Origin of the sequence: Paenibacillus sp. J14 (assembly GCF_000518465.1) — a bacterium.
Taxonomy (GTDB): Bacteria; Bacillota; Bacilli; order Paenibacillales; family Paenibacillaceae; genus Fontibacillus; species Fontibacillus barengoltzii.
Genome location: NZ_JADQ01000001.1, coordinates 46,566 through 68,056 on the forward strand (window position 1 = coordinate 46,566; position 21,491 = coordinate 68,056).

A 21,491-nucleotide genomic window follows, 5' to 3' on the forward strand; every position below is an offset into this window, starting at 1 on the left:
ATGTAAAGATGAATATCGCATCCCATAGATTGGAACGATAAGGCCATTATCCCATAAGTTTAAAGGAGAAAACATAAGGACAACTGGAATATGGGGACAAAACGCTCCTGTCGGCGGGGGAAAACACTGGTGATCCCAAGCGGTTTGCTTGCAGGGCTGCCGCGCGCTGAAGCCTAGCAAGCTGCGGGAGACCTTTACGCCGCTGCGGCTGGATTTGCTGGGCTGCGGCGAGTCATAAAGAACCTGCGATTGCCCACAAGGCCCTCGCAGGTTTTGTTCATTAATACCGATCGGACTCGTGCCCCATCCCTTTGGCTTTATCCATCGCTTGATCTGCGTCCGCCGTGCTGGTATGCTTGCCTGCGGCTCCCATTTCCCGCTTGGCCGCTTCAAGCCCTTCCTTTACGCGTCTTCCATACTCTTCGTCAGCTTGGGTAAAGTAGCTGATCCACGTTTCCTGTATTTTAGGACTGCACACCTTCAGATTGTTCACCAAATTGGAAATCAGCTCGTTTTTCTCCACATCATCAAACTTGCGGTAGGTCTCGCCGGCTTGAGCGAAATCGTTGGTGCGTTCGATCTTCCGTCGAACCAGATTGGCGTCGTAATGCGGCTCATGGTCTTTGCCTCGTTTGTCCGCTTCTTTCAGGCCTTCTTTCGTTGACGGTTCATAATCGACATGCGGGTTCGTGCCCGGATTGTGGACGACCCGATAGTCCATTTGCCCACCGCGTTGGTTCGTGGCAACCTTCGTTTTTGGCGCATTGATGGGAAGTTGCAAATAGTTTGTCCCCACGCGGTAACGCTGCGTATCCGAGTAAGAGAAGGTCCGCCCTTGCAGCAGCTTGTCATCGGAGAAATCCAGCCCGTCCACCAGCACGCCGGTCCCAAACGCCGCTTGCTCTACCTCGGCAAAATAATTCTCCGGATTGCGATTCAGCACCATTTTGCCAACCGGCAGAAACGGAAATTTCTCGGGATCCCACAGCTTGGTGGGGTCCAGCGGATCGAAGTCCAGCTCCGGATGGTCGTCATCGTTCATGATCTGCACGCACAGCTCCCACTCCGGATAATCACCGCGCTCGATCGCCTCATACAAATCTTGCGTGGCATGGTTATAGTTGGTCTTCTGGATCTCGTCGGCCTCGTGCTGCAGCAGGTTTTTGATCCCTTGCTTCGGCTCCCAATGGTATTTGACCAGTACGGCTTCTCCATCTTTATTGACCCATTTATACGTGTTGACCCCTGAACCCTGCATCTGACGGTAGTTTGCCGGGATGCCCCAAGGCGAGAACAGGAAAGTCACCATATGTGTCGATTCCGGCGTTTGCGACAGGAAGTCGAACATTCGCTCCGGGTCCGGCAGCTTGCTGACTGGATCGGGCTTGAAGGAATGCACCATATCCGGGAACTTCAACGGATCACGGATAAAAAAGATCTTCAGGTTGTTGCCCACCAAATCCCAGTTGCCATCCTCCGTATAAAATTTCACCGCAAATCCGCGCGGATCGCGGAGCGTTTCGGGGGATTCCCCGCCGCCGATCACGGTTGAGAAGCGGACGAACACCGGCGTCCGTTTTCCGGCCTCCTGAAACAGCTTGGCCCGGGTATATTTCGCAATCGGCTCGTCCCCGACTTTGCCGTAAGCTTCAAAATAACCATGAGCCCCGGCCCCCCGCGCGTGTACCACTCGTTCCGGAATACGTTCCCGGTCGAAATGGGTGATTTTCTCGAGGAAATGATAGTTCTCCAAGGTGGTTGGCCCCCGGCTTCCTACGGTCCGGACGTTCTGATTGTCCGTGATGGGGTGACCCTGACGGTCCGTTAAAATATGTTCGGCTTCCGTTGATTCGTAGTTTGTTCCAGCTTGGCTATCCACAACATGACCTCCAATGATTGATATGGGGATAGCGTGTACCGTGAACGGAGTAAATATACATTTAATGGAAATATAGGGAACGATATATGGGAAATTGTCCCTTGCCCGAAAAAATGGTTGCTGAGATCCGCTGGATGCTCCATCGAAATCAGGAGGAAGTGTACGCCAAACGAAGAGATGTACCTAGGCGAAGCCGGCACGTTCATGAGATCATTTCATCGGACAGATATGTAAGCGCTACCAAGATAATTTAATCGCAGAAAGGGGGAGGGCACCGAACTTCAATGAATCACAGAATCACTGAATCATTGAACCACCAACCGTCCAACAGGGACCACAATATCTACCAAAGGAGATGAATTGATGATCCGTTTGCTGCAAAAGACGTTGGTTTGCTGGTTAGCGGCGGCGCTGACTCTAGTGCCCTTTGCTTATTTTGGCACGGAGAGCAAGGTGGCCCATGCCGCCGATAACGGCCTGGCATTGAAGCCTTATATGGGTTGGAGCAGCTACAGCCTGCAGGTGTACGACGGGCCGGAGGGAAATTGGACCTCGGAAGCGAAGCTGAAGATGATCTCCGATGCCATGCGCGAGAAGCTGCAAGCCCACGGGTACGAATACATCAACATCGACGCAGGCTGGAACGGCAGCATGGACGAATACGGCCGGCCGCTTCCAAGTGAAACGTTGTATCCTAACGGTTTTGAGAATTTGGTGGACTATATCCATAATAATGGACAGAAGGTCGGGATCTATTTGATTCCCGGTTTGTCCAAAGAAGCTTACGAGAAGAACCTGCCGATTTACGGCACGGAATACCATATGCAGGACATCGCCGCTCAGCCGCTTCGACCAGCGGACTATTGGGATATCGATTACAAAATCGACTTCTCCAAGCCGGGGGCGCAGGAATATGTGAACTCCATCGCGGATCTGATCGCCTCCTGGGGCGTTGACTTCGTGAAGTTCGACAGCGTGACTCCCGGGTCTGGCCATAACGACCTATCGATCGACGCGCGGGATGACGTAAAGGCCTGGTCGATGGCGTTGTCCAAGCACGGAATATGGCTGGAACTGTCCTGGGCGCTGGACCACAACTACGTAGACTTCTGGAAAAAATACGCCAATGGCTGGCGCGTCAATTGGGATGTGGAGGCGTATGACCGCAACATTGGGATGACCCAATGGTCGAACATCGCCCGGTTGTTCCCGGATGCTGCCTTGTGGTGGCGTGACGCTGGCCCCGGCGGTTGGAACGATTTCGACTCGCTTAACATTGGGAACGGGCAGACGTCCGGCTTGACCCGAGACGAGCGGCAGACCGCGGCAACGCTGTGGGCGATTGCCTGTGCGCAATTTTACACCGGCGACGATTTAACTAACCTGGACAGCTATGGTCTGGAGCTGTTGACGAATGATGAGGTGATCGCCGTCAACCAAGCCGGCCGCCCGGCACATCCCGTATCGATGGCAACCAATCAACAGGTGTGGTACGCCAATAATGGGGATGGCACATACACGGTGGCTTTGTTTAATCTGGGCACCAAAGGCGCATCCATGAATGTGAAGTGGAGCGACATCGGTTTGGACGGCGCTGCTTCGGTCCGCGATTTGTGGGCCCATAAGGAGCTTGGCGATGATGCAACCGGAATGACCAACATTTATTTGGAGCCGCATGCTTCGCGTTTGTTCAAGGTTACAGCCAAGAACGGAACCTCCAAAGTGAATGATGACGACACAGGCGTGAAATATACCGGAAGCTGGACGCGCAACGGCGGTAAAGAGCTGGTACAGGATGCCCAAGATTTGAACGTCATGATTATGGAGTCTTCCGATGCAACGAATCCAATTGCGCCAGAAGTGAGCAACTTGGTGGAAAGCTTAGAGCAAGCGGCGCCCGAGTCCGTCGTTGAGACGGGAGAGCATTGGGTGATCTATATCGACGCCGCCAACAACGCCAACCAATCCGACGAACCCGCCTTCGCCTCCATCTGGACCGTCAACGCCGCCTAGCCGTCCAGTGGAACCGGAAATTATCCGCGATCCATCCAGTCCTATCCCGGTCGACATCGTTCGGACGACCGCAGCTGATGGCTCGAAGCAGGATGAAATCAAGTTGACGGCCGATGCTAAGCTTCGGGAAGCGATTAACAAATTGGCGGAAGAAGGCGCCGCTTCGCTGAGTCTGATGATCCCGGATGCGAAGGATGAAGTGAGCACCATCAAGATTTCGCTTGCCCGCGACGTCATTTCCTTGCTCACGGGGCGTGGACTTGACTTGCAATTTCGAACCGTAAACGGGGAGATCACGATTCCGGCAGCTTCCTTGCAGGGGGCAAGCGGTGATGTGACGATGACGATCCAGCCGGTAAAAGCAGCCGCCCAAACCAAGGAAATCGAAGGGCGCGCGAACCAGGCTGAGGTTGTGCTTACGGCTACAGGAGGTAATGAAGTTACAATTATCGGCCGCCCGGTTCAAATCGAGACGAATTTACAAAACCGGGAGGTCGAGCTTGTTCTGCCGTTAACGGGGATGGCAGATGAAGTAGACCCGACTAAACTCGGGGTCTATGTCGAACATTCCGGCGGAACAACGGAGTTCCTGACGGGGGAAGTTGTTCCGTTAGCCAACGGCAAAGGGTTGAAATTCACCGTCGATCATTTCAGCACCTTTGCTTTAGTGAAGTCGGACGTAGCGTTAACCTCTATGCATAAGGCTTATATCAGCGGTTACCCCGGTGGTTTGTTTAAACCGGAGAACCCGATCACTCGCGCGGAGATGGCCGCCATGTTAGTTAAAACGGTGGAAATGAAGGAAGCGGGCCAAGCAATTCGCTTCAGCGATGTTCCGGCAGGTCATTGGGCCGTTGAGGCGATTGCCAAAGCGTACAGAATGGGCTTGATGCAAGGCTATGCCGATGGCAGCTTCAAGCCGGAAAAGCCCGTCACACGGGCGGAAATTACGGCGATCGCCGTGAAGTTGATGAAGTCGGCTGCAGGGCAGCGAGGCGCAGGCTTCTCGGACACTGCCGGTCATTGGGCGGAGCAGGCGATCCTAGCGGCTCAAGCGGCGGGTATCGTCAGCGGATATGCTGACGGCTCGTTCCGGCCAACGGCTTTGGTCACACGGGCCGAGGCTGTGACGGTGTTGAACCGCGCATTGGAGCGGGGGCCGCTGTTTGGCGGAGCCGACGTACTTCCGGTGTGGCGTGACGTTCCGCAGACGCATTGGGCATTCTATGAGATTGCGGAAGCATCGACAGAGCACACCGCGATGCCGAGAGCAGAAGGCGGAGAACAGCTGAAATGAAATAAAAGAGGAGCGCCACCCGGCTTGCTTCAGCCGATGGGCGCTCCTTCTTGGTGCTTATTTATATGGATCGATGGTTTGGATGGTGCCGTCCGGATTGTAATGCAGCTCAGTATATTTAACGCTGCGTTTGTGGTTCACACCGCCGGACAGCGAGCTGTCATGGTAGAACAGGTACCATTTATCTTGGAATTGCACGATCGAATGGTGAGTGGTCCAGCCGATGACTGGCTCCAGGATTTTACCTTTAAATACGAAAGGACCTTGCGGGTTCTTACTGATCGCATAAACCAGCGTATGGGTCGTTCCGGTGGAGTAGGACAAGTAGTAATACCCGTTGTACTTGTGCACCCATGGCCCTTCGAAATAACGGCGCTCCTCATCTTTGGCTAACAGCGGATTGCCATCCTCATCCACAATCGAGATTTCCTGCGGTTCGGATTTGAAGGTCAGCATATCGTCGCTCAGCTCGGCGAAGCGTGGTCCAAGCGCCGGTGCATTTGGTGCCGGGCCTTCTGCGTCCGGATTGAAGGTGCCGGTTTGCCATTTCTCCAGTTGGCCGCCCCAAAGTCCGCCGAAATACATGTAGGCACGATTGTCGTCATCCACGAGAACAGCCGGATCAATGCTGAAGCTGCCTGGAATATAGTTTTCTTCCGCCTTGAAAGGCCCGGCAGGCGAAGAGCTGGTCGCTACGCCGATACGGAAAATGCCATCTTTGTCCCGCGCAGGGAAGTAGAGATAGTAAGTATTGTTCTTATAAGCCGCATCCGGAGCCCACATTTGCTTGCTGGCCCATGGGACGTCGCGCACATGCAGGACTTCACCGTGATCGACGCATGGAGAGTTGAAGTCGTCCAGCGACAGGACATGGTAGTCCTCCATGGCGTATTGGTCACCGTTGTCGTTGTCTGGACCGTCATGATCGATGTCATGGGATGGATAAATATAGATCTTGCCTTCATACACATGGGCAGATGGGTCTGCCGTATAAATGTGAGTTACAAGTGGTTCATTCGGACGTACAGGTTTTTCCACAAGGATTCCCCTTTACCTAGTTAGTTTGTTGACTAAACTTACTAACTTTAATTATACAGAAGCTTAGGCAACTATCAAGCACTTAACGTTATTTTCTCCGAAATCGTCGATTTTTATGGGAAAAGTGGAAATGAATCACTACATATTTTTGCTCATACGGGAATAGGTTCACTGTGTAAATAAGTTTTGGTAAAAATTAGCAGCAACATGTCCAGATAGGAGTGATGGTGAATGTCGGATCATTTGGATTCATCTGATTCCAGGCAGCCGGAGAATCAAGCTGGCGCGATGTCGTCGATCCCTCAGCCGATACGGGCTGACGGCGCCGGGGCTACCGATACAGGCCCGCGTGACGTCATGCGGGATCGCGAGAATCCCGATATGCTGGTTCCTCCAGTGACCGATAACGGATTGATTCCGAATTTGAAGTTTTCTTTTTCGGATACGCATATGCAGTTGAACCATGGGGGATGGTCCCGGGAAATTACGGTTCGGGAGCTGCCCATCGCCACGACGCTGGCGGGGGTCAATATGCGTCTGACGCCGGGGGGAGTGCGGGAACTGCATTGGCACCAGCAGGCAGAATGGTCGTTTATGATTTCGGGCAGTGCCCGGGTTACAGCGGTGGATCAGGACGGGAGGAACTTTATCGCCGATGTGGGCGTGGGGGATTTGTGGTATTTTCCACCGGGGATTCCCCATTCGATTCAAGGGCTGGAGGAAGGCTGCGAGTTTCTGCTTGTGTTCGATGACGGGAATTTCTCTGACCTCAATACGTTGACGATCTCCGACTGGTTTGCCCATACGCCCAAAGAGGTGCTTGCTGCGAATTTTGGCGTGCCTGAAAAGGCGTTCGACCATATCCCGAAAGAGCAGGTGTATATTTATCAGGACCGTGTTCCGGGGCCGATCGACACGCAAAGGATTGAATCGCCGTACGGCGAAATTCCTCTCAGCTTCAAGCACAGCCTGCTGGCCCAAGAGCCGATTCGAACGCCGGGCGGGACGGTACGGATCGCGGATTCGCGGAACTTCCCCATTTCCAAGACGATTGCGGCTGCCCTTGTGGAAATTAAGCCTGGTGCAATGCGAGAGCTGCATTGGCACCCCAACAATGATGAATGGCAATATTATTTGTCCGGGAAAGGACGGATGACCGTATTTGCCGGTAACGGCGCTGCCCGTACCTTTAACGTCAGAGCAGGGGATGTAGGGTATGTACCGTTTGCCTATGGCCACTATATCCAGAATACCGGCGACCGCAGCATCTGGTTCCTGGAGATGTTCCGCAGTGACCGATTTGCGGATGTGTCGCTCAATCAATGGATGGCGCTGACGCCGCATCAGCTGGTGGAGAGCAATCTGAATGTCGGGCCGCTGCTGATGGACGCGCTGCGCAAGCAAAAATGGCCGGTTGTCAAATACGACCATCCCAATCAACCGATGACATAGCCTAGAATTTCTTCGACTTCGTCCATCTGCAACACCAGGCGCTGGATGTCCGAGGGATCGCCGCAGCGGGCAGCAATTTGCGGCAGGCGGATGCCCAGCAGCTGTTGCGATGGATGGGAGTGCGATGTGTCCGGTGCGCCAGCTGAGATTTGATCTGATGGCTCCTGTTCCAGCTTAGGTCGAACGAGGTCTTCCAGCAGGACAGATACGCAGGGCAGGTCGCCAAAATCCTCGGGAGCAAACGGCTCAAACGGTCCCGAAACCGGGATATACAGCGTTTCCGACCAATCCACATCCCCTGGCTGGAGATCCACAATTAACTGCAGCGGACGGATCGAGTCCGTATAATAATCGCAATATGCCGCAATCCGCATTCTTTACCGCCCTCCTCGACTTCCGATTTGTCGTTCCAGCTGGGACAGTACCCGCCGGGTTTCCGGCGACCAGCTCTGCTCCGCTTCGCGCTGGCGGCGGGTTGCCTCCTGGGCAGCTGCGATGAGGCTGCCCTGCAGCACCCGCCGTTGGATTTGGTCCAACCGCTGCTCCGCCAGCTCCGGGGGAACCTGGAACTGTTCGGCAATGTAAGCCACCGCTTCGCTGCGATGATCCGGCACCGGCAGCTTGGCGAACATATAGAAAGGAATGGCGGCATACAGCACAAACTGCTCAGCTTCGGTCTCTTGGGCATGCATGAACAGCTCGGTCATCCGCCGCTGATCTCCAGCATGGCGCAGCACATGGCAAAGTTCATGGAAGAAGACGACCCGGGTCTGATCCGCCTGCATCATTTTGTTCAGGAAAATCACATTCTCCTCATTGTCCGAAAAGGACGGGTGATTCCCGTAGACTAACCCGATCCCGAAGGCTTCGGCGATGCGGTCGATGTCGAGATCGGCGGGGGACGAGATCCCGTGATTCAGATATTTGGTATTCATCCATTGCTCCAGATGAGTCTCGCGATAATAGGCGTACAACATTCAAGTCACCTCTTGGATAAGAATGTATGTTCGGTCTATAGTCCGAAATAAGGGCCCTTAGGATCAGGGCCGTTGTAGTTGTCTTGTTGACTTTATATGTAACTCGTTATCTTCGAATAATTTAGCCTTTCGTTTCGTCTCCGTCCAGCAGCTTCTTCTTCTGCTCCCGATATGCTTTCAGAGCTGCCTCCATCATGGCGATTTCATCCGCCGTATACGCTTCAGGTCCTCCGAAAAAAGACAAACTCATGCCTTTCCCCACTGCTGAAGACGGGTCGTTGGTCCGGCCTAGTAAATAATCGGCACTGGTATCCAGAGCGTCAACGATTTTACGCAGCACCTCCGGATCCGGCTTGCGGTCGTTGGTCTCATACCGAGACAGTTGCACGACCGAAATTTCGGCTTGGGAGGCGAGGTCTTTTTGCGTGAGCTGACGTAGTTCACGAAGATATTTGATTCGTTCGCCTAGCGTTTGCATGGTTACTCCTCTTCCTAACCGTTTCATTTAGTGTAGCACAAGTTGCCAAATTGGTAAAGAGAAGGCGGTAAGGATGGGAATTTTTTATATTACCAAATCGGTAATCATATGGCTTGACATTACCAAAATGGCAACATATAATCAGGTTGCGGTTACCAAATTGGTAAAAAAGAGGGTGGAAAACACTCTATCCAAACTTTTCTTGGACAAGCTCAATTGAAGATAAGGAAGATAGGGATTTCCAAAATGGTAATAAACTTCGCTTAAAGAAACTTAAGAGAGGTGAGATTTATGGACATGACTGCACTAACTTCGATCACATCGGCCTTAGCGGCAATTAGTGGGATAGCATTAGGCTGGGCCGGGCGCTCGAAAGCGATGCGGAGGGAAGCTGAGGAAGCGGCTGAAGCTGAGGCGATGAGACGAACAGAGATCGTAAATCTCAAGAGACTCATTGACGACATGAAAATCGAGCAGAAGCTTCAAGGCCAGCGATTTGAAGCCTTCTCCGAGCGGCTAACCCGCGTCGAAGAGTCAGCAAAACAAGCCCATAAACGGATCGATCGGCTGGAGGAATAAGCTCTTGGGTATGATTGAGGTATATGGAAGAGTATGCTAAGATAACAATAGAAACAAGGAGGCTGCGCCACAGCCTCCCCGGTACAACACTTGGGTGGGAAACCTCCAAATGTACTTCAGAGAATAACCCGCACCTCGGCGCTAACCTGGGCGGGTTATTTTCGTTTATTCAGATAAGTAAGCAGTGCAAGGACAAACATGCCTAGCATGATCACTTCCGAAAACGAAAATTGCATACGCATCACCTCCCATCCGGAGGCGATACTGTCCCACCCAAGTTCAGTTGTACATGCTAAATTATACCAGAGTCTGCTAAATCATCGCAGGCTCTTTTGTTTTATGATGAAAATCCTAGAATCGTACTCACAAGCGCACAAGCGAAGGGGATACCTTGACGAATAGCATAAATGGAAGGGGTGAAATCGCTTATGGATGCACAAAAATACCGGATTGAAAGGCGATACATTGCAAAGCGGCCTAACGTCCGACCAGGGACGAGGTTGACGACGGGAACCCCGGAGTTTTTTGTGGCGCATGACACGGGGAATCCGGGGGCTACGGCGGACAACCACTATGCCTATTTCAACGCGCTGAAGGATCGTACGGCCTCGGCCCATGTGTTTATCGATGATACAAAAATTCTTGAAATTATCCCGACAGGCACTGGCTCGGATCCTGCGGAAAAAGCTTGGCACGTGCTGTACAACGTGACGACGGACAACGATTTATTTGGCTATGATGCCAACGATGCGGCCATCGGGGTGGAATTTTGTTACGGCGGGCGCATAAAATTTACGGAAGCGTACAAGCGGTATGTCTGGTATCTGGCTTATTGCTGTTACAAATGGAACAAGAACCCTTACGTCTTTATTCCATCTCACAGGCAACTCGATCCCGCGCGAAGACAGGATCCTGATAAAGCTCTGGCTACAGGCGGGAAAACGATGAACCGATTGCTGGACGATATCTCAGCCGAACTCAAGACCATGCGTACAACTAGCCCGACGTCAAACTCAAATACATCGTTTACGCCATTGCCCGCTTCCATCGCACAGTCGCTGATCGACAACTACGTTTCTCCTGCATGGTTTGCTTCACGTGCCAAAGGGGACCAAGTTGGCATGACGCATTTTCACAATTTAGCGAACAATCTACGGGTGGCCTCAGGCATTCCATTAGCCTCTTCGTCCACTCCCGGCCCATTGATTCCACTGCCAAAAAGCAATGCACAGGAAATCATCTTCCGCTGGCTTTCTCCGGCATGGTTTAAGGCACGGGACGAAGGGAATATGGCACGAGCGCAGCATTTTAACAACTTAGCAAACTACCTGCGCCGGGCGGCGGGCATCCCGGAGCAATAAGAAGGAGGGGAATCATCGTCATGCAAAACGAGATTTTAACCAATGTACTGGCCTTTGCCTCGGTCTTGTCCGTATTTGTATTAGCTTTGGTTCAACTTGTGAAAACAACTTTCAACCTGCCGAAAAATCTGATCCCTTTCATCGGGGTAATCATCGGCATTTTGGTTGGAGCAGCGGCGTACCCATTTACGGAAATGGAGCTGGTGCTGCGACTGTGGGCGGGAGGTTTAGCGGGTTTATCGGCCACCGGGTTGTTTGAGCTCGGGAACAAACGCCAAGGAAGAACGAAGGACAAATAAGCGGGCTTCGGGGACAGCATGATCTTGCTTGGAGGTCATTTCCACTTGAATAAAGATCAATTGTTTGCATATAATACAAACAAACGTTCCTATATGGAGATGATCCTGGTGGAAAAATACATCGGTCGCACCGTAGAAATCATCTACCTTGACCGTACAGGCAAGATTACGCAGCGGCGGATCGAAGTTCATGATGTGCGGGGCGGTTTGGTCCGGGCGACTTGCCTGACTTCCCATGCCCCTCGGGCTTTTCGGATCGAGAACATATTAGCTTGTGTACCTGTGGCAAAAGGGCGGCATACTGCCTCCTGAGCCTCCCTATATTTTGGGCCGTTCGCTTCGCGAGCGGCCCTTTTTGCATTTCAAATCTTGATGATTTGTAGGTGCATTGTCAATATGTTTGGTAAAAGGAATAGACCCTTACCTAACGCGTGGGGGTCTATTTCTTTTTGTTTTGGTAGAGTTAGCATAAAATCTCCGAATTACTAGCCTCCCGATCACTTATCAGTGATACGGGGGGCTTTTTCATAATACACAGTGTGTAATTACAACTTTTCGGATATTATCGTAATTTCGTGGGATATTTTCTGGACTTTCGGGAGGCTAAGATGAAATTAGTGTACGAGAAATCCAATGTTTAAACATTATAACGTTATATTCTCAAGAGTCATTTTCCATGTTATGCTAAATTCAATCAGAGGCAGGCATGACAACGATCCTTATTAAAAAGAGGCGAGCTATGATGAAGGAAAGAGTCGTTTATCGCCATCTCCAAAGAGTTAACGGGGAAGCGATCGACATTGTGATCGAGGATGGGATCATCGTGGAGATCACGGAAGCCGGCCAGGCTCGCGGCGATCGGGACTGGGACGGGACCGGCCACTATGTGTCCAGCGGTTGGATCGATATGCATGTCCACGCATTTCCAGAGTTCGACCCGTACGGTGACGAGATCGATGAGATTGGCGTGAAGCAAGGCGTCACAACAATTATAGATGCCGGCAGCTGCGGTGCGGATCGGATCGGCGATCTGCTGGCCAGCGGCAAGCACGCGGAGACCAATCTGTTGGCTTTTTTGAACATCTCGCGGATTGGACTGAAACGCATCGACGAACTGTCGGAGTTAGCTTGGATCGACCGTGAGCGCTTGAAGGCTGCACTTGCCGAGTATCGGGACTCCATCGTTGGCCTGAAAGCGCGAATCAGCCAGAGCGTCGTCCGCGACAACGGCGTCATGCCGCTGCGGATCGGAAGGGAGCTGTCGCTGGAGACGGGGCTGCCGCTGATGGTGCATATCGGCTCAGCGCCGCCCGATATCCGGGAGGTGATCCCGCTGCTGCAACGAAAAGATATCATTACCCATTATCTCAACGGGAAAGCGAACAATTTATTTGATGAAGCTGGCGAACCGCTCCCGGTGTTAAACGAGGCAATCCGCCGCGGGGTGCATCTTGATGTAGGCCATGGTACGGCCAGCTTCTCGTTTCGGGTGGCCGAGGCGGCGAAGCGACAAGGGATCCACCCTGATACGATCAGCACCGACATCTACCGGGGGAACCGGCTGAATGGTCCGGTGTACAGCATGGCCAACGTGCTGAGCAAATTTCTTTATCTTGGCTATTCGCTTGAGGAAGTCATTGCTGCGGTAACCACTCAAGCAGCACAATGGCTGGGCCGTGAGAAGTTGGGCCGCATTCAGGTTGGAGACCCGGCCCACTTAACGTTGTTCGTCGTGAAGGAAGAACCTGTGGAACTCGTTGATTCGGAAGGAGAACGGCGCGTCTCGAAGCGCCGTATCGAAGCGAAAGGAGTGATCGTCCATGGAAAATTCATTAAATGCGAAGTATGGGCTTAAGCGCGTGATTAACGCCAGCGGGCGGATGAGCATCCTTGGCGTATCGGCGCCAAGCGACACGGTGATGGACGCGATGAAGCGGGGCGGCCAAAGCTACGTCGAAATCGCTGACCTCGTGGACAAGGCGGGAGACTATGTCGCCAAACATGTGGGATCGGAGGCAGCGGTGGTCGTCAACTCGGCATCCAGCGGCATCGCTTTGTCGGTTGCGGCAATCGTAACGCAAGGCGACCGACGCAAGAGCTTGCGTCTGCATCAGGAGGAAATCCCCCGTAACGAAATCATCATGCTGAAGGGGCATAACGTGCAGTACGGCGCTCCCGTGGAAACGATGGTGTACCTCGGCGGCGGCAAGCTGGTGGAGGCGGGCTACGCGAATGAAGGGCGAGCAGAGCACATTGAAGACGCGATCGGCGACAGAACTGCGGCGATCCTCTATGTGAAATCACATCATGCCGTGCAGAAGAACATGATCTCCGTTGAAGAGGCGTGGGAGGTCGCGCAGCGGAATCAAATTCCAATGATCGTCGATGCCGCGGCGGAGGAGGATCTGCAAAAGTACGTGAAATTCTCCGACTTGGCCATTTACAGCGGCTCCAAAGCGATTGAAGGCCCGACCTCCGGTATCGTTGCCGGGAAACGCAAGTACATCGAATGGGTAAAGGTGCAGCTGCACGGCATCGGACGAAGCATGAAGGTGGGCAAGGAAACGACCTTTGGGTTGCTGCAAGCCCTGGACGAGTACGCCGTGAAACCCGACAACAGTGAGCGCGAAAAAGAGGCTTTGCAAACCTTGATGCCGCTGAGTGAGCTTCCGGGAATCCGGGTCTCTATCGTGCAGGACGAAGCCGGGCGAGCGATTTTCCGGGCGCGAGTGCAGGTGGACCCGCAGCAAGCTGGAATTTCGGCGAAGGACATGGTACATGCGCTGCAAACGGGGGATATTGCCATTTACACCCGGGATTATGGGGTGAGACAAGGGTATTTTGATATCGATCCACGCCCGCTGATGGGGGACGATATCGAGGTCATTGCCGCAAAAATTCGCGAATTGGCAGGAGGACAATAAGATGTCGCAAATCGCAAAACGCTTTTATAAAAATCGGGTAGCCCTCAACGTCCTGGCTAAAGATATTCCGAACGCCAAGGAAGTGTTTGAAGCGGCGGAAGGTTATGTGCTCGTTGGGGTCCTGTCGAAGGACTACGCTAGCGTTGAGGAAGCCGTAACGGCAATGAAGGCATACGGCCGGGTAATTGACGATGCAGTGTCGATCGGTCTGGGTGCCGGCGATAATCGTCAGGCGGCCGTCGTTGCCGAGATCGCCAAGCATTATGCCGGCAGCCATATCAATCAGGTGTTCCCGGCGGTTGGAGCGACCCGAGCGAATCTTGGCGCACAGGATGGCTGGATCAACAGCTTGGTCTCCCCGACGGGGCAAGCGGGATACGTGAACATCTCCACCGGCCCGGCCAGCGCAGCCCAGGAGAAGCCAGCGATTGTTCCGGTTGAAGCAGCGATTGCGCTGGTGCGCGATATGGGCGGCAATGCGCTCAAATACTTCCCAATGCAAGGCTTAAGCCGCGAAGAAGAGCTTCGCGCGGTAGCGGCTGCTTGTGCGAAGGAGAATTTTGCGCTGGAGCCGACCGGCGGAATCGACCTGGACAATTTTGAGCCGATCGTGCGCATTGCCTTGGAAGCCGGGGTTCCACAGGTCATTCCGCATGTATATACCTCGATCATCGACAAGGCGACCGGCAATACCCGGACCGAAGATGTGCATCTGCTGACCCAAATCATGAAACAGCTGGCGAATGCTTATGCCTAAACATCGTATTGCCGCCTTCGGTGAAGTAATGATGCGCCTGCAGGTCCCGGGGTATGAGACGTTAGCGCAGGCGGATACGTTGAAGTATTCTTTTTCGGGTACCGGCGTAAATGTGGTGTCGGCTTTATCCCGCTACGGGCATGAGGGTGTACTAGTCACACGGTTGCCGGATAATCCGCTGGGCGATGCAGCTGTCGCCTACCTTCGCAAGTTGGGCATCGGCACGGCCCACATTGTCCGGGGAGGCAAGTACATAGGCATGTACTTCCTGGAAAATGGCTTTGGCGTGCGGCCCAGCCGCGTCACCTATACGAATCGGTTGGACAGCAGCTTTAACACTGCGCCGGAAGGAACCTATGATTACGAGGACATTGCCGCTGGCATGGAGGCGGTCCATTTCGATGGGATCACGCTGGCGATGAACGATGACGTACGATCCCATATGAAGTTGTTCGCCGAAGCCGTGAAGCGGCAGGGGGGCAAGGTGATTTTTGACTGCAACTACCGTCCGTCCCTATGGGGGGAAGAGGGCTATGTCCAAGCGAAACCGCATTATGAAGCGATGCTGCGATTGGCGGACATCGTGATGATGAATGAAAAAGACGCGCTGCTGACCTTGGGAATGACTACGAACCAGCAGGATCGGGAAGAGCAGTTGAAGGAGCTGATACCGATCGTGGCGGATAACTACGGCATTTCTGTGATTGCCGGAACCCATCGCCAGATCCACGGCGACAACTCGCATTCGCTGCGCGGATTTCTGTACAAAGGGGGATGTTTTGCGTTCTCCGAACGGCTGACGTTTTCCGTCTATGATAGAATAGGGGCAGGAGACGCTTTTGCGAGCGGGATGATCCATGGGGAGTTGGAGGGCTTTGAACCGGAGAAGACCGTCCGGTTTGCGGCAGCGGCAGGCATGCTCGCGCATACGGTGCCGGGTGATACCCCGATGGCGACGGAGGCAGATATCTTCCGGGCGATGGAGCAATCCGCCGCTGGCGATGTGGAAAGGTAGGGTACAGGTTCGTGAGGTTGTCCCGCAAAGATCGACCGTTGTATTTACAAATCAAAAACATCCTGAAAGAACGGATCTTACATGGCGTATACCCGCTTGGTATGAATATCCCTTCGGAGCCTCAGCTGGAGCAGGAATTTGGCGTGAGTAAAATCACCGTCCGCGGCGCGATTCAGGAACTCGTCCAGGAAGGCTATCTGGAGAAGGGCAGCGGCAAAGGTACTAAAGTGATCCGCAACAAAGCCGCCTCCAAATGGTCGAAATGGAAGCACTTCACGGAGATTCTAGTGGAGGAGAATCATCAGATTCGCAAGGAATGGCTCCGTGCCGCATCGTTGTGGAACGAGGCGGGCTCCGAGCTTCACAAGCTGTTCGGGGAGCGCTGCTTGAAGCTGGAACGAGCATATCATCTCGACGGCGAGCCTTATATTTTTTACGAGCATTATTTGGCCGTCACTTGGAAAGAACCGTCGGAACCGGAGCTTGAAGATTTCCGCGACCACTCATTCTATGAGGTTCTGGAAGAGTGGGGCGTATCGCTGGACAAGCTGAGGGACGAGTTCACGGTGGCTCTTCCGCCCGCCGAGGCGAAGCAATTCCTGGGATTGGCAGACGGAGTCCCCGTGCTGAAGCGTTTGCGGTATTCGCGGGATGCCCAGGGAAGATTGGCCGAATATAGCGTTGGGTACTATAATACGGAATTGCAAAGTTACATTGTCGATTATGATGCATAACAAGGAGAATGCCAGGCCCCAGATTGTTGCATTAAATGCCGCAATCTGTTTTTTTTTGCCCCATAAATGATCTGAATAATTCAGATATTTTTGAAAGTTTATGGGATATTTCCGTCAGAACGCCGGGGCTATAATAACAATACAGATTTTGATACCTAGATTGTTAGAGGGGTTTAAGAGGAGGAACGCAGGTGAAGATCACGAGACATCCGGAAAACCCGATTGTGGTGCCGGGAGGATATGAGTGGAGAAAAGTGACGGTATTCAACCCGGCGGTGATCATGGATAACGGCAAATTTTATATGATCGAACGGACGGCAGGATCGCTGACTCCGTGCAAAAACTACTTGGGGCTGTTGGAAAGCGAAGACGGCGTGCATTTCACCCATGTAAAGGACGAGCCGATCATTACGCCGGACATGCTAGGTTTCCCGTACGGCAGTGTGCAGGACCCGCGGATTGTAAAAATCGATGACACGTTTTATATGAACTACGCGCTGCGTCCATGTGCAATGAGTTATTATCCAACAGGAAGAGGCGTTCCGGAGCGTTCCATTCCGAAATACCCAGACGGTTGGGGAGAGCAGGAAGGACATTGGCTGACGCGTTCCTCCATTGTTGCCTCCAAGAACCTGATCGATTGGGAATTCGTTGCCGACACAACGCCGCTGGATATCAATGATCGCGACAACATCCTGTTCCCCGAGAAGATTAACGGCAAGTTCGTGCTGCTGCGGCGGCCGGAGGAATACGTCGGCGATGCGTACGGCACGGAAAAAGCAGCGATGTGGATTACCTATTCCGAGGATCTGATCCATTGGGAAGAGCCGAAGTTGCTGGCGAAAGCGGAGAACATGGCCTGGGAATCGCGAAAAATTGGGGGATCGACGCCGCCGATCAGGACGGATCGCGGATGGCTCGTGTTGTACCACGGCGTCGATGATGAGGTCGTTTACCGCGTAGGGGCGATGCTGCTGGATCTGGAGAATCCAGAGAAAATCATTGCCCGCACGAAAAACTTCATCATGGAGCCGGAAACGTACTACGAGAAATTTGGCTATCAGATTCCAAACGTCATCTTCCCCACGGGGAATGTCGTTAAAGACGGCTTACTCTATATCTACTATGGGGTGACGGATACCGCGATCGCGCTGGCGACAGTGCCGCTGGATGAACTCGTGGATTATATTCTGAATGAGCCGCAAGACTAAAGGTTGCCTTTGAATAACCGCACTAAAGCGGTTTTTCAAAGAGTAAGACTTGCAAACGCTTCCCATAAATTATGTGAAAAAATATGACATGAATTTACGAGTTTGACAGGATATCCTTTAAAAATCGGCTGAATATTTCGGATATAATCGAAAATTTATGGGATATAGTCGATCGGAGTTGGCTTTTATAATAAGTCATATAACAGGTGTCGAAATAAAAGCGTTCATCTCCTGTTATGTTTATGGAAGTCATCAAAAATAACAAGAGAAGAGGGTTGATTATGGGCAAAACAAACAGAGGCAAGAAATGGGTATTGCTCGGTTTGGTTGCGGTGCTGACGCTGTTCGCGGCGGCCTGCGGCAAAGAAAACGCGTCAGGCGGTAACAGCACCGGCAACGCCGGCGGCGCAAACGAAGCGGAAACGATTACTTTGAACATGATGCATCCTTGGACTTCCCCGAACGTGGACAACGAAGTCTACAAAGCGCGGATCGCCGAGTTCGAGAAGACGCACCCGAACATCGTGATCAAGCAGGATGGCGTTCCATCCGCCCAATATAAGACCAAGCTGCGCACGCTGGCAGCCGCCAACAACCTGTCCGACATCAACGTCGTTTGGCCGGGAGCGGACTTGACACCGCTTGTTGCCGGTAATCTGCTTCAGCCGATCAACGATCTCATGGACAACTGGGGTTCGATTTTGCCAGAAGCCGCACTTTCCGGATTTAACGTGGACGGACAACAATATGCGATCCCAACCAAACAAAACTTCGTAGATATCATTTACTACAATAAAGAGATGTTTAAACAAGTCGGCTATGATCAATTCCCTGACACCTACGATAAATTCATCGATGTAGTGAAAAAACTGAAAGCCGCGGGCATCACCCCGATATCTCTCGGCAATAAAGAACAGTGGCCGCTGCAATCGTCCTACATTTCGATCATTGGCGACCGGTTCACCGGAAGTGATTTCCTCCCGGCCGTGCTTGAAGGCAAAGCGAAATTTACCGATCCCGAGTTCGTAAAAGCTCTTTCGGTCATTGACGAGTTGAGTAAACTGGGCGCCTTTAATACGGATGCCAACAACATGGATTCCGTTCAAGGCCAGGACTACTTGATCCAAGGGAAAGCAGCGATGCATATTTCCTCCGCTACCGTTGACGCAAGAGTGCGGATTAACAACGAAGAGGGAGATAAATTTGGCATCGCCTTGTTCCCAAGTGTCGAAGGCGGTAAAGGCGATCCGAAGAAGAGCGCAGGTATTGTGCAATACGGCATTGCAATTAAGAGCGGCCTAGATGAGAAGAAGAAAGCAGCTGCTGAAGAGTTCTTGAAGTTTTTCGTCAACGAAGATTTGTATAAAGAACTGATCCGCAACGGGGTTGTCGTGCCAGCGAAGGTGGAAATTCCTGATGACGCCAGCCCGTATCTGAAGGAAATGCTGGCGCTGACCGGTAACGGAACCGCGCCGGTGTTCGACAGTGTCATTCCTACGCAGGTAGTAGACGTCTTGCAAAACGGACTGCAAGCGTTGACCGTAGGCCGCGGCACACCGGAAGAGCTGGCGAAGGAAGTTCAGGAAGCGATGGATAACTACCGAAATTGATCTCTTGAAATTGATCCTTCAATATCGATGCGTGATAGAAAACCCGATCCCCGGGTTTTCTTCATTCATCGGTGTTGAATCTACATTACGACATAAAGGAGGGAACCCCTGATGCAAACGTTACGAGGTGCGAAGCTGGCCATATTTATTGGTTTATTACCTGCCCTGGTCATCTATCTGGGGATCGCCATTGTACCGATTGGCGTGTCGCTGTACTACTCGTTAATGGACTGGAACGGCATCGGATCGATGAAGTTCGTTGGTCTGGATAATTTCGTGAAGATTCTGGGTGACGACATCTTCTGGCTGTCCGTCAAAAATAACGTCATCATTATGGTGACCGGCCTGATCGGCCAAATCCCGCTTGGGTTATTGCTCGCACTGTTGCTGAACCGCGGCCTGAAGGGCTCCGGGTTCTTTCGAACGGTAGGCTTTATGCCCGTCGTCATCTCCTCTGTCATGGTGTCCTTGATTTGGGGCATGGTTTATAACACGGAATACGGGATGTTAAATAACCTGCTGGGCATCGTGGGTCTCGATAGCTGGAAGCAGAACTGGCTTGGTGACGATCGTTGGTCCATGCTGTCGATCAGCCTTGCGTATATCTGGCAGAACTGTGGACTATATATGGTTATTTTTCTGGCCGCATTGCAAAACATTCCCGATGAGGTCAACGAAGCTGCCGAGCTGGATGGGGCCACCGGGCTGAAACGCACCTTCCGTATTACGATCCCGATGATTCGCAGTACGCTGATGGTTGGGGTTGTCTATAGCATCAGTAACTCCTTCCGCGTTTTCGACTTGATTCAGATCTTGACGGGCGGCGGTCCGGCGCACCAAACCGAGGTCATGTCCATCCATATGTACAACAGCGCCTTTATGAATATGCGCTACGGATACGGCAGCGCAGTAGCGATCTTAATCCTGCTGTTCAGCTTGATCGTGATCTCGATTGTCAATCGCCTAGGCCGAGAAAAAGATGCCTAAGGAAAGGAGGGAATGGCCATGAGCATGAAGTCAGTAGGCTTCCGAATTTTGGCATACACTTTTTTAAGTCTATTCGCTATCATGAATATAGTCCCGCTGTTCTGGATGGTCGTTAACTCTTTCAAAAATGAACAGGAATACGCAGCCAGCCCGTTTTCGCTGCCGGAAGCCTTGCATTTTTCCAACTACGCGGAAGCGTGGCAAGTCGCGAATATGAATGTGTATTTTCTAAACAGTCTGTTTGTTACCTTTGCTTCATTAGCAGTCACCGTATTTTTAGGAGCCTTGGCCTCCTATTTCCTATCGCGGTTTCAATTTCGACTGCGCGGCATCACTTACGGCGTATTTCTGCTTGGCATGCTCGTGCCGATTCATGCAACATTGATTCCGATTTTTCTGATCATGCAGAAATTGCACCTGTTGGATACACATTTATCGTTGATTTTGCCGTATACGGCGTTCCACCTATCTTTAACGATCATTATTCTGGAGGGCTTCATGCGGGGATTCCCCAAAGACCTGGAGGAATCGGGCGTCATGGATGGCGCGGGTATTTTCCGAATCTTCTGGTCGATCATTCTCCCCATTACAAGACCTGCAATGGCTACCGTTATCATCCTCAACTTTATCTATAACTGGAATGAATATTTGTTCGCATTGGTATTAATCAGCTCGTCGGAGCTCAAGACGCTGCCGCTTGGCTTGGCCAACTTCGTCGGCATCGAAACGGCGAGTCTTACGTTGCAAATGGCAGCGCTGACGATGGCGCTGATTCCGATCATTATCTTCTATTTATTACTGCAAAAACAACTGGTTACCGGCATGACGGCAGGGGCTGTCAAAGGGTAACCGAGGTTCTCATAGGCATCATGACCGGACG

21 protein-coding genes are annotated in these 21,491 nt (G+C 52.3%); 16 read left to right on the forward strand and 5 right to left on the reverse strand.

Annotation, left to right across the window (positions count from 1 at the left end; all coding sequences use genetic code 11):
* Window positions 1–280: 280 nt before the first annotated feature.
* Window positions 281–1,879 carry a catalase gene (locus M891_RS0100180; RefSeq protein ID WP_176222372.1) on the reverse strand — a complete coding sequence of 533 codons (1,599 nt, stop codon included), beginning with the start codon at window positions 1,877–1,879 and terminating at the stop codon, window positions 281–283.
* Window positions 1,880–2,242: 363 nt separating this feature from the next.
* Here M891_RS0100180 and M891_RS22950 point away from each other — a divergent pair, with 363 nt between their 5' ends.
* On the forward strand, window positions 2,243–3,892 hold the full coding sequence (locus M891_RS22950) for a glycoside hydrolase family 27 protein (protein ID WP_051416776.1): 1,650 nt from the start codon (window positions 2,243–2,245) through the stop codon (window positions 3,890–3,892).
* A gap of 7 nt (window positions 3,893–3,899) precedes the next feature.
* Window positions 3,900–5,189, forward strand: coding sequence for an S-layer homology domain-containing protein (locus tag M891_RS24500; protein WP_051416777.1), 1,290 nt, complete (start codon window positions 3,900–3,902; stop codon window positions 5,187–5,189).
* A 57-nt stretch (window positions 5,190–5,246) separates the two neighbouring features.
* Here the strand turns inward: M891_RS24500 and M891_RS0100195 are convergent, their stop codons facing one another.
* Window positions 5,247–6,227 (reverse strand): glycoside hydrolase family 43 protein, encoded by a 981-nt coding sequence (locus M891_RS0100195; RefSeq protein WP_028537372.1) that lies wholly within the window; start codon window positions 6,225–6,227, stop codon window positions 5,247–5,249.
* Between the two features lie 288 nt (window positions 6,228–6,515).
* Here M891_RS0100195 and M891_RS0100200 point away from each other — a divergent pair, with 288 nt between their 5' ends.
* Window positions 6,516–7,679, forward strand: a complete 1,164-nt coding sequence (locus M891_RS0100200; protein ID WP_028537373.1) for an oxalate decarboxylase family bicupin — start codon at window positions 6,516–6,518, stop codon at window positions 7,677–7,679.
* Here the strand turns inward: M891_RS0100200 and M891_RS0100205 are convergent.
* The 3 genes from M891_RS0100205 to M891_RS0100215 all read right to left on the reverse strand — a co-directional run bounded on the left by M891_RS0100205 (window position 7,664) and on the right by M891_RS0100215 (window position 9,134).
* Window positions 7,664–8,053 (reverse strand): hypothetical protein, encoded by a 390-nt coding sequence (locus M891_RS0100205; protein ID WP_028537374.1) that lies wholly within the window; start codon window positions 8,051–8,053, stop codon window positions 7,664–7,666. The two genes, M891_RS0100200 and M891_RS0100205, sit on opposite strands and share 16 nt — an antisense overlap.
* Before the next feature lie 3 nt (window positions 8,054–8,056).
* Window positions 8,057–8,656 carry an ImmA/IrrE family metallo-endopeptidase gene (locus M891_RS0100210; RefSeq protein ID WP_028537375.1) on the reverse strand — a complete coding sequence of 200 codons (600 nt, stop codon included), beginning with the start codon at window positions 8,654–8,656 and terminating at the stop codon, window positions 8,057–8,059.
* Window positions 8,657–8,777: 121 nt separating this feature from the next.
* Window positions 8,778–9,134 (reverse strand): helix-turn-helix domain-containing protein, encoded by a 357-nt coding sequence (locus M891_RS0100215; protein ID WP_016311280.1) that lies wholly within the window; start codon window positions 9,132–9,134, stop codon window positions 8,778–8,780.
* Window positions 9,135–9,425: 291 nt separating this feature from the next.
* Here M891_RS0100215 and M891_RS0100225 point away from each other — a divergent pair, with 291 nt between their 5' ends.
* The 13 genes from M891_RS0100225 (at window position 9,426) to M891_RS0100290 (ending at window position 21,460) form a co-directional block, all read left to right on the forward strand.
* Window positions 9,426–9,713, forward strand: a complete 288-nt coding sequence (locus M891_RS0100225) for a hypothetical protein (RefSeq protein ID WP_028537377.1) — start codon at window positions 9,426–9,428, stop codon at window positions 9,711–9,713.
* A gap of 428 nt (window positions 9,714–10,141) precedes the next feature.
* On the forward strand, window positions 10,142–11,074 hold the full coding sequence (locus M891_RS0100235) for a peptidoglycan recognition protein family protein (protein WP_036699055.1): 933 nt from the start codon (window positions 10,142–10,144) through the stop codon (window positions 11,072–11,074).
* A gap of 20 nt (window positions 11,075–11,094) precedes the next feature.
* Window positions 11,095–11,373, forward strand: a complete 279-nt coding sequence (locus M891_RS0100240) for a holin (RefSeq protein WP_016311299.1) — start codon at window positions 11,095–11,097, stop codon at window positions 11,371–11,373.
* Window positions 11,374–11,418: 45 nt separating this feature from the next.
* Window positions 11,419–11,685 carry a hypothetical protein gene (locus M891_RS0100245; RefSeq protein WP_307719237.1) on the forward strand — a complete coding sequence of 89 codons (267 nt, stop codon included), beginning with the start codon at window positions 11,419–11,421 and terminating at the stop codon, window positions 11,683–11,685.
* A gap of 430 nt (window positions 11,686–12,115) precedes the next feature.
* Window positions 12,116–13,228: an amidohydrolase/deacetylase family metallohydrolase gene (locus M891_RS0100250; protein ID WP_028537380.1), complete on the forward strand. Its 1,113-nt coding sequence runs from the start codon at window positions 12,116–12,118 to the stop codon at window positions 13,226–13,228.
* Window positions 13,194–14,297, forward strand: a complete 1,104-nt coding sequence (locus tag M891_RS0100255) for a DgaE family pyridoxal phosphate-dependent ammonia lyase (RefSeq protein ID WP_016311302.1) — start codon at window positions 13,194–13,196, stop codon at window positions 14,295–14,297. Before M891_RS0100250 ends, M891_RS0100255 begins: the two co-directional genes overlap by 35 nt.
* Window position 14,298: 1 nt before the next feature.
* The gene (dagF, locus tag M891_RS0100260) at window positions 14,299–15,054 is read left to right on the forward strand and encodes a 2-dehydro-3-deoxy-phosphogluconate aldolase (RefSeq protein ID WP_028537381.1); all 756 of its coding nucleotides are present in this window, start codon (window positions 14,299–14,301) and stop codon (window positions 15,052–15,054) included.
* Complete coding sequence (locus tag M891_RS0100265) at window positions 15,047–16,069, forward strand: sugar kinase (RefSeq protein WP_028537382.1); 1,023 nt, start codon at window positions 15,047–15,049, stop codon at window positions 16,067–16,069. The genes dagF and M891_RS0100265 overlap by 8 nt, the downstream gene beginning before the upstream one ends.
* A gap of 11 nt (window positions 16,070–16,080) precedes the next feature.
* Window positions 16,081–16,803, forward strand: a complete 723-nt coding sequence (locus M891_RS0100270; protein ID WP_028537383.1) for a GntR family transcriptional regulator — start codon at window positions 16,081–16,083, stop codon at window positions 16,801–16,803.
* Window positions 16,804–16,994: 191 nt separating this feature from the next.
* Complete coding sequence (locus M891_RS0100275; protein WP_028537384.1) at window positions 16,995–18,014, forward strand: glycosidase; 1,020 nt, start codon at window positions 16,995–16,997, stop codon at window positions 18,012–18,014.
* Between the two features lie 281 nt (window positions 18,015–18,295).
* Window positions 18,296–19,624, forward strand: coding sequence for an extracellular solute-binding protein (locus M891_RS0100280; protein WP_028537385.1), 1,329 nt, complete (start codon window positions 18,296–18,298; stop codon window positions 19,622–19,624).
* A gap of 111 nt (window positions 19,625–19,735) precedes the next feature.
* The gene (locus M891_RS0100285; protein ID WP_028537386.1) at window positions 19,736–20,611 is read left to right on the forward strand and encodes a carbohydrate ABC transporter permease; all 876 of its coding nucleotides are present in this window, start codon (window positions 19,736–19,738) and stop codon (window positions 20,609–20,611) included.
* Between the two features lie 12 nt (window positions 20,612–20,623).
* Window positions 20,624–21,460 carry a carbohydrate ABC transporter permease gene (locus M891_RS0100290; protein WP_009224246.1) on the forward strand — a complete coding sequence of 279 codons (837 nt, stop codon included), beginning with the start codon at window positions 20,624–20,626 and terminating at the stop codon, window positions 21,458–21,460.
* Window positions 21,461–21,491 lie beyond the last annotated feature (31 nt).

Bases quoted from the DNA above. Each gene is read 5' to 3' on its own strand.
- M891_RS0100290 (WP_009224246.1), top strand. From the start codon at position 20,624: ATGGCCATGAGCATGAAGTCAGTAGGCTTCCGAATTTTGGCATACACT.
- M891_RS0100280 (WP_028537385.1), top strand. From the start codon at position 18,296: ATGGGCAAAACAAACAGAGGCAAGAAATGGGTATTGCTCGGTTTGGTT.
- M891_RS0100240 (WP_016311299.1), top strand. From the start codon at position 11,095: ATGCAAAACGAGATTTTAACCAATGTACTGGCCTTTGCCTCGGTCTTG.
- M891_RS0100225 (WP_028537377.1), top strand. From the start codon at position 9,426: ATGGACATGACTGCACTAACTTCGATCACATCGGCCTTAGCGGCAATT.
- M891_RS0100265 (WP_028537382.1), top strand. From the start codon at position 15,047: ATGCCTAAACATCGTATTGCCGCCTTCGGTGAAGTAATGATGCGCCTG.
- M891_RS0100205 (WP_028537374.1), bottom strand. From the start codon at position 8,053: ATGCGGATTGCGGCATATTGCGATTATTATACGGACTCGATCCGTCCG.
- M891_RS0100235 (WP_036699055.1), top strand. From the start codon at position 10,142: ATGGATGCACAAAAATACCGGATTGAAAGGCGATACATTGCAAAGCGG.
- M891_RS0100200 (WP_028537373.1), top strand. From the start codon at position 6,516: ATGTCGTCGATCCCTCAGCCGATACGGGCTGACGGCGCCGGGGCTACC.
- dagF (WP_028537381.1), top strand. From the start codon at position 14,299: ATGTCGCAAATCGCAAAACGCTTTTATAAAAATCGGGTAGCCCTCAAC.
- M891_RS0100215 (WP_016311280.1), bottom strand. From the start codon at position 9,134: ATGCAAACGCTAGGCGAACGAATCAAATATCTTCGTGAACTACGTCAG.
- M891_RS22950 (WP_051416776.1), top strand. From the start codon at position 2,243: ATGATCCGTTTGCTGCAAAAGACGTTGGTTTGCTGGTTAGCGGCGGCG.
- M891_RS0100285 (WP_028537386.1), top strand. From the start codon at position 19,736: ATGCAAACGTTACGAGGTGCGAAGCTGGCCATATTTATTGGTTTATTA.
- M891_RS0100250 (WP_028537380.1), top strand. From the start codon at position 12,116: ATGAAGGAAAGAGTCGTTTATCGCCATCTCCAAAGAGTTAACGGGGAA.
- M891_RS0100210 (WP_028537375.1), bottom strand. From the start codon at position 8,656: ATGTTGTACGCCTATTATCGCGAGACTCATCTGGAGCAATGGATGAAT.
- M891_RS0100255 (WP_016311302.1), top strand. From the start codon at position 13,194: ATGGAAAATTCATTAAATGCGAAGTATGGGCTTAAGCGCGTGATTAAC.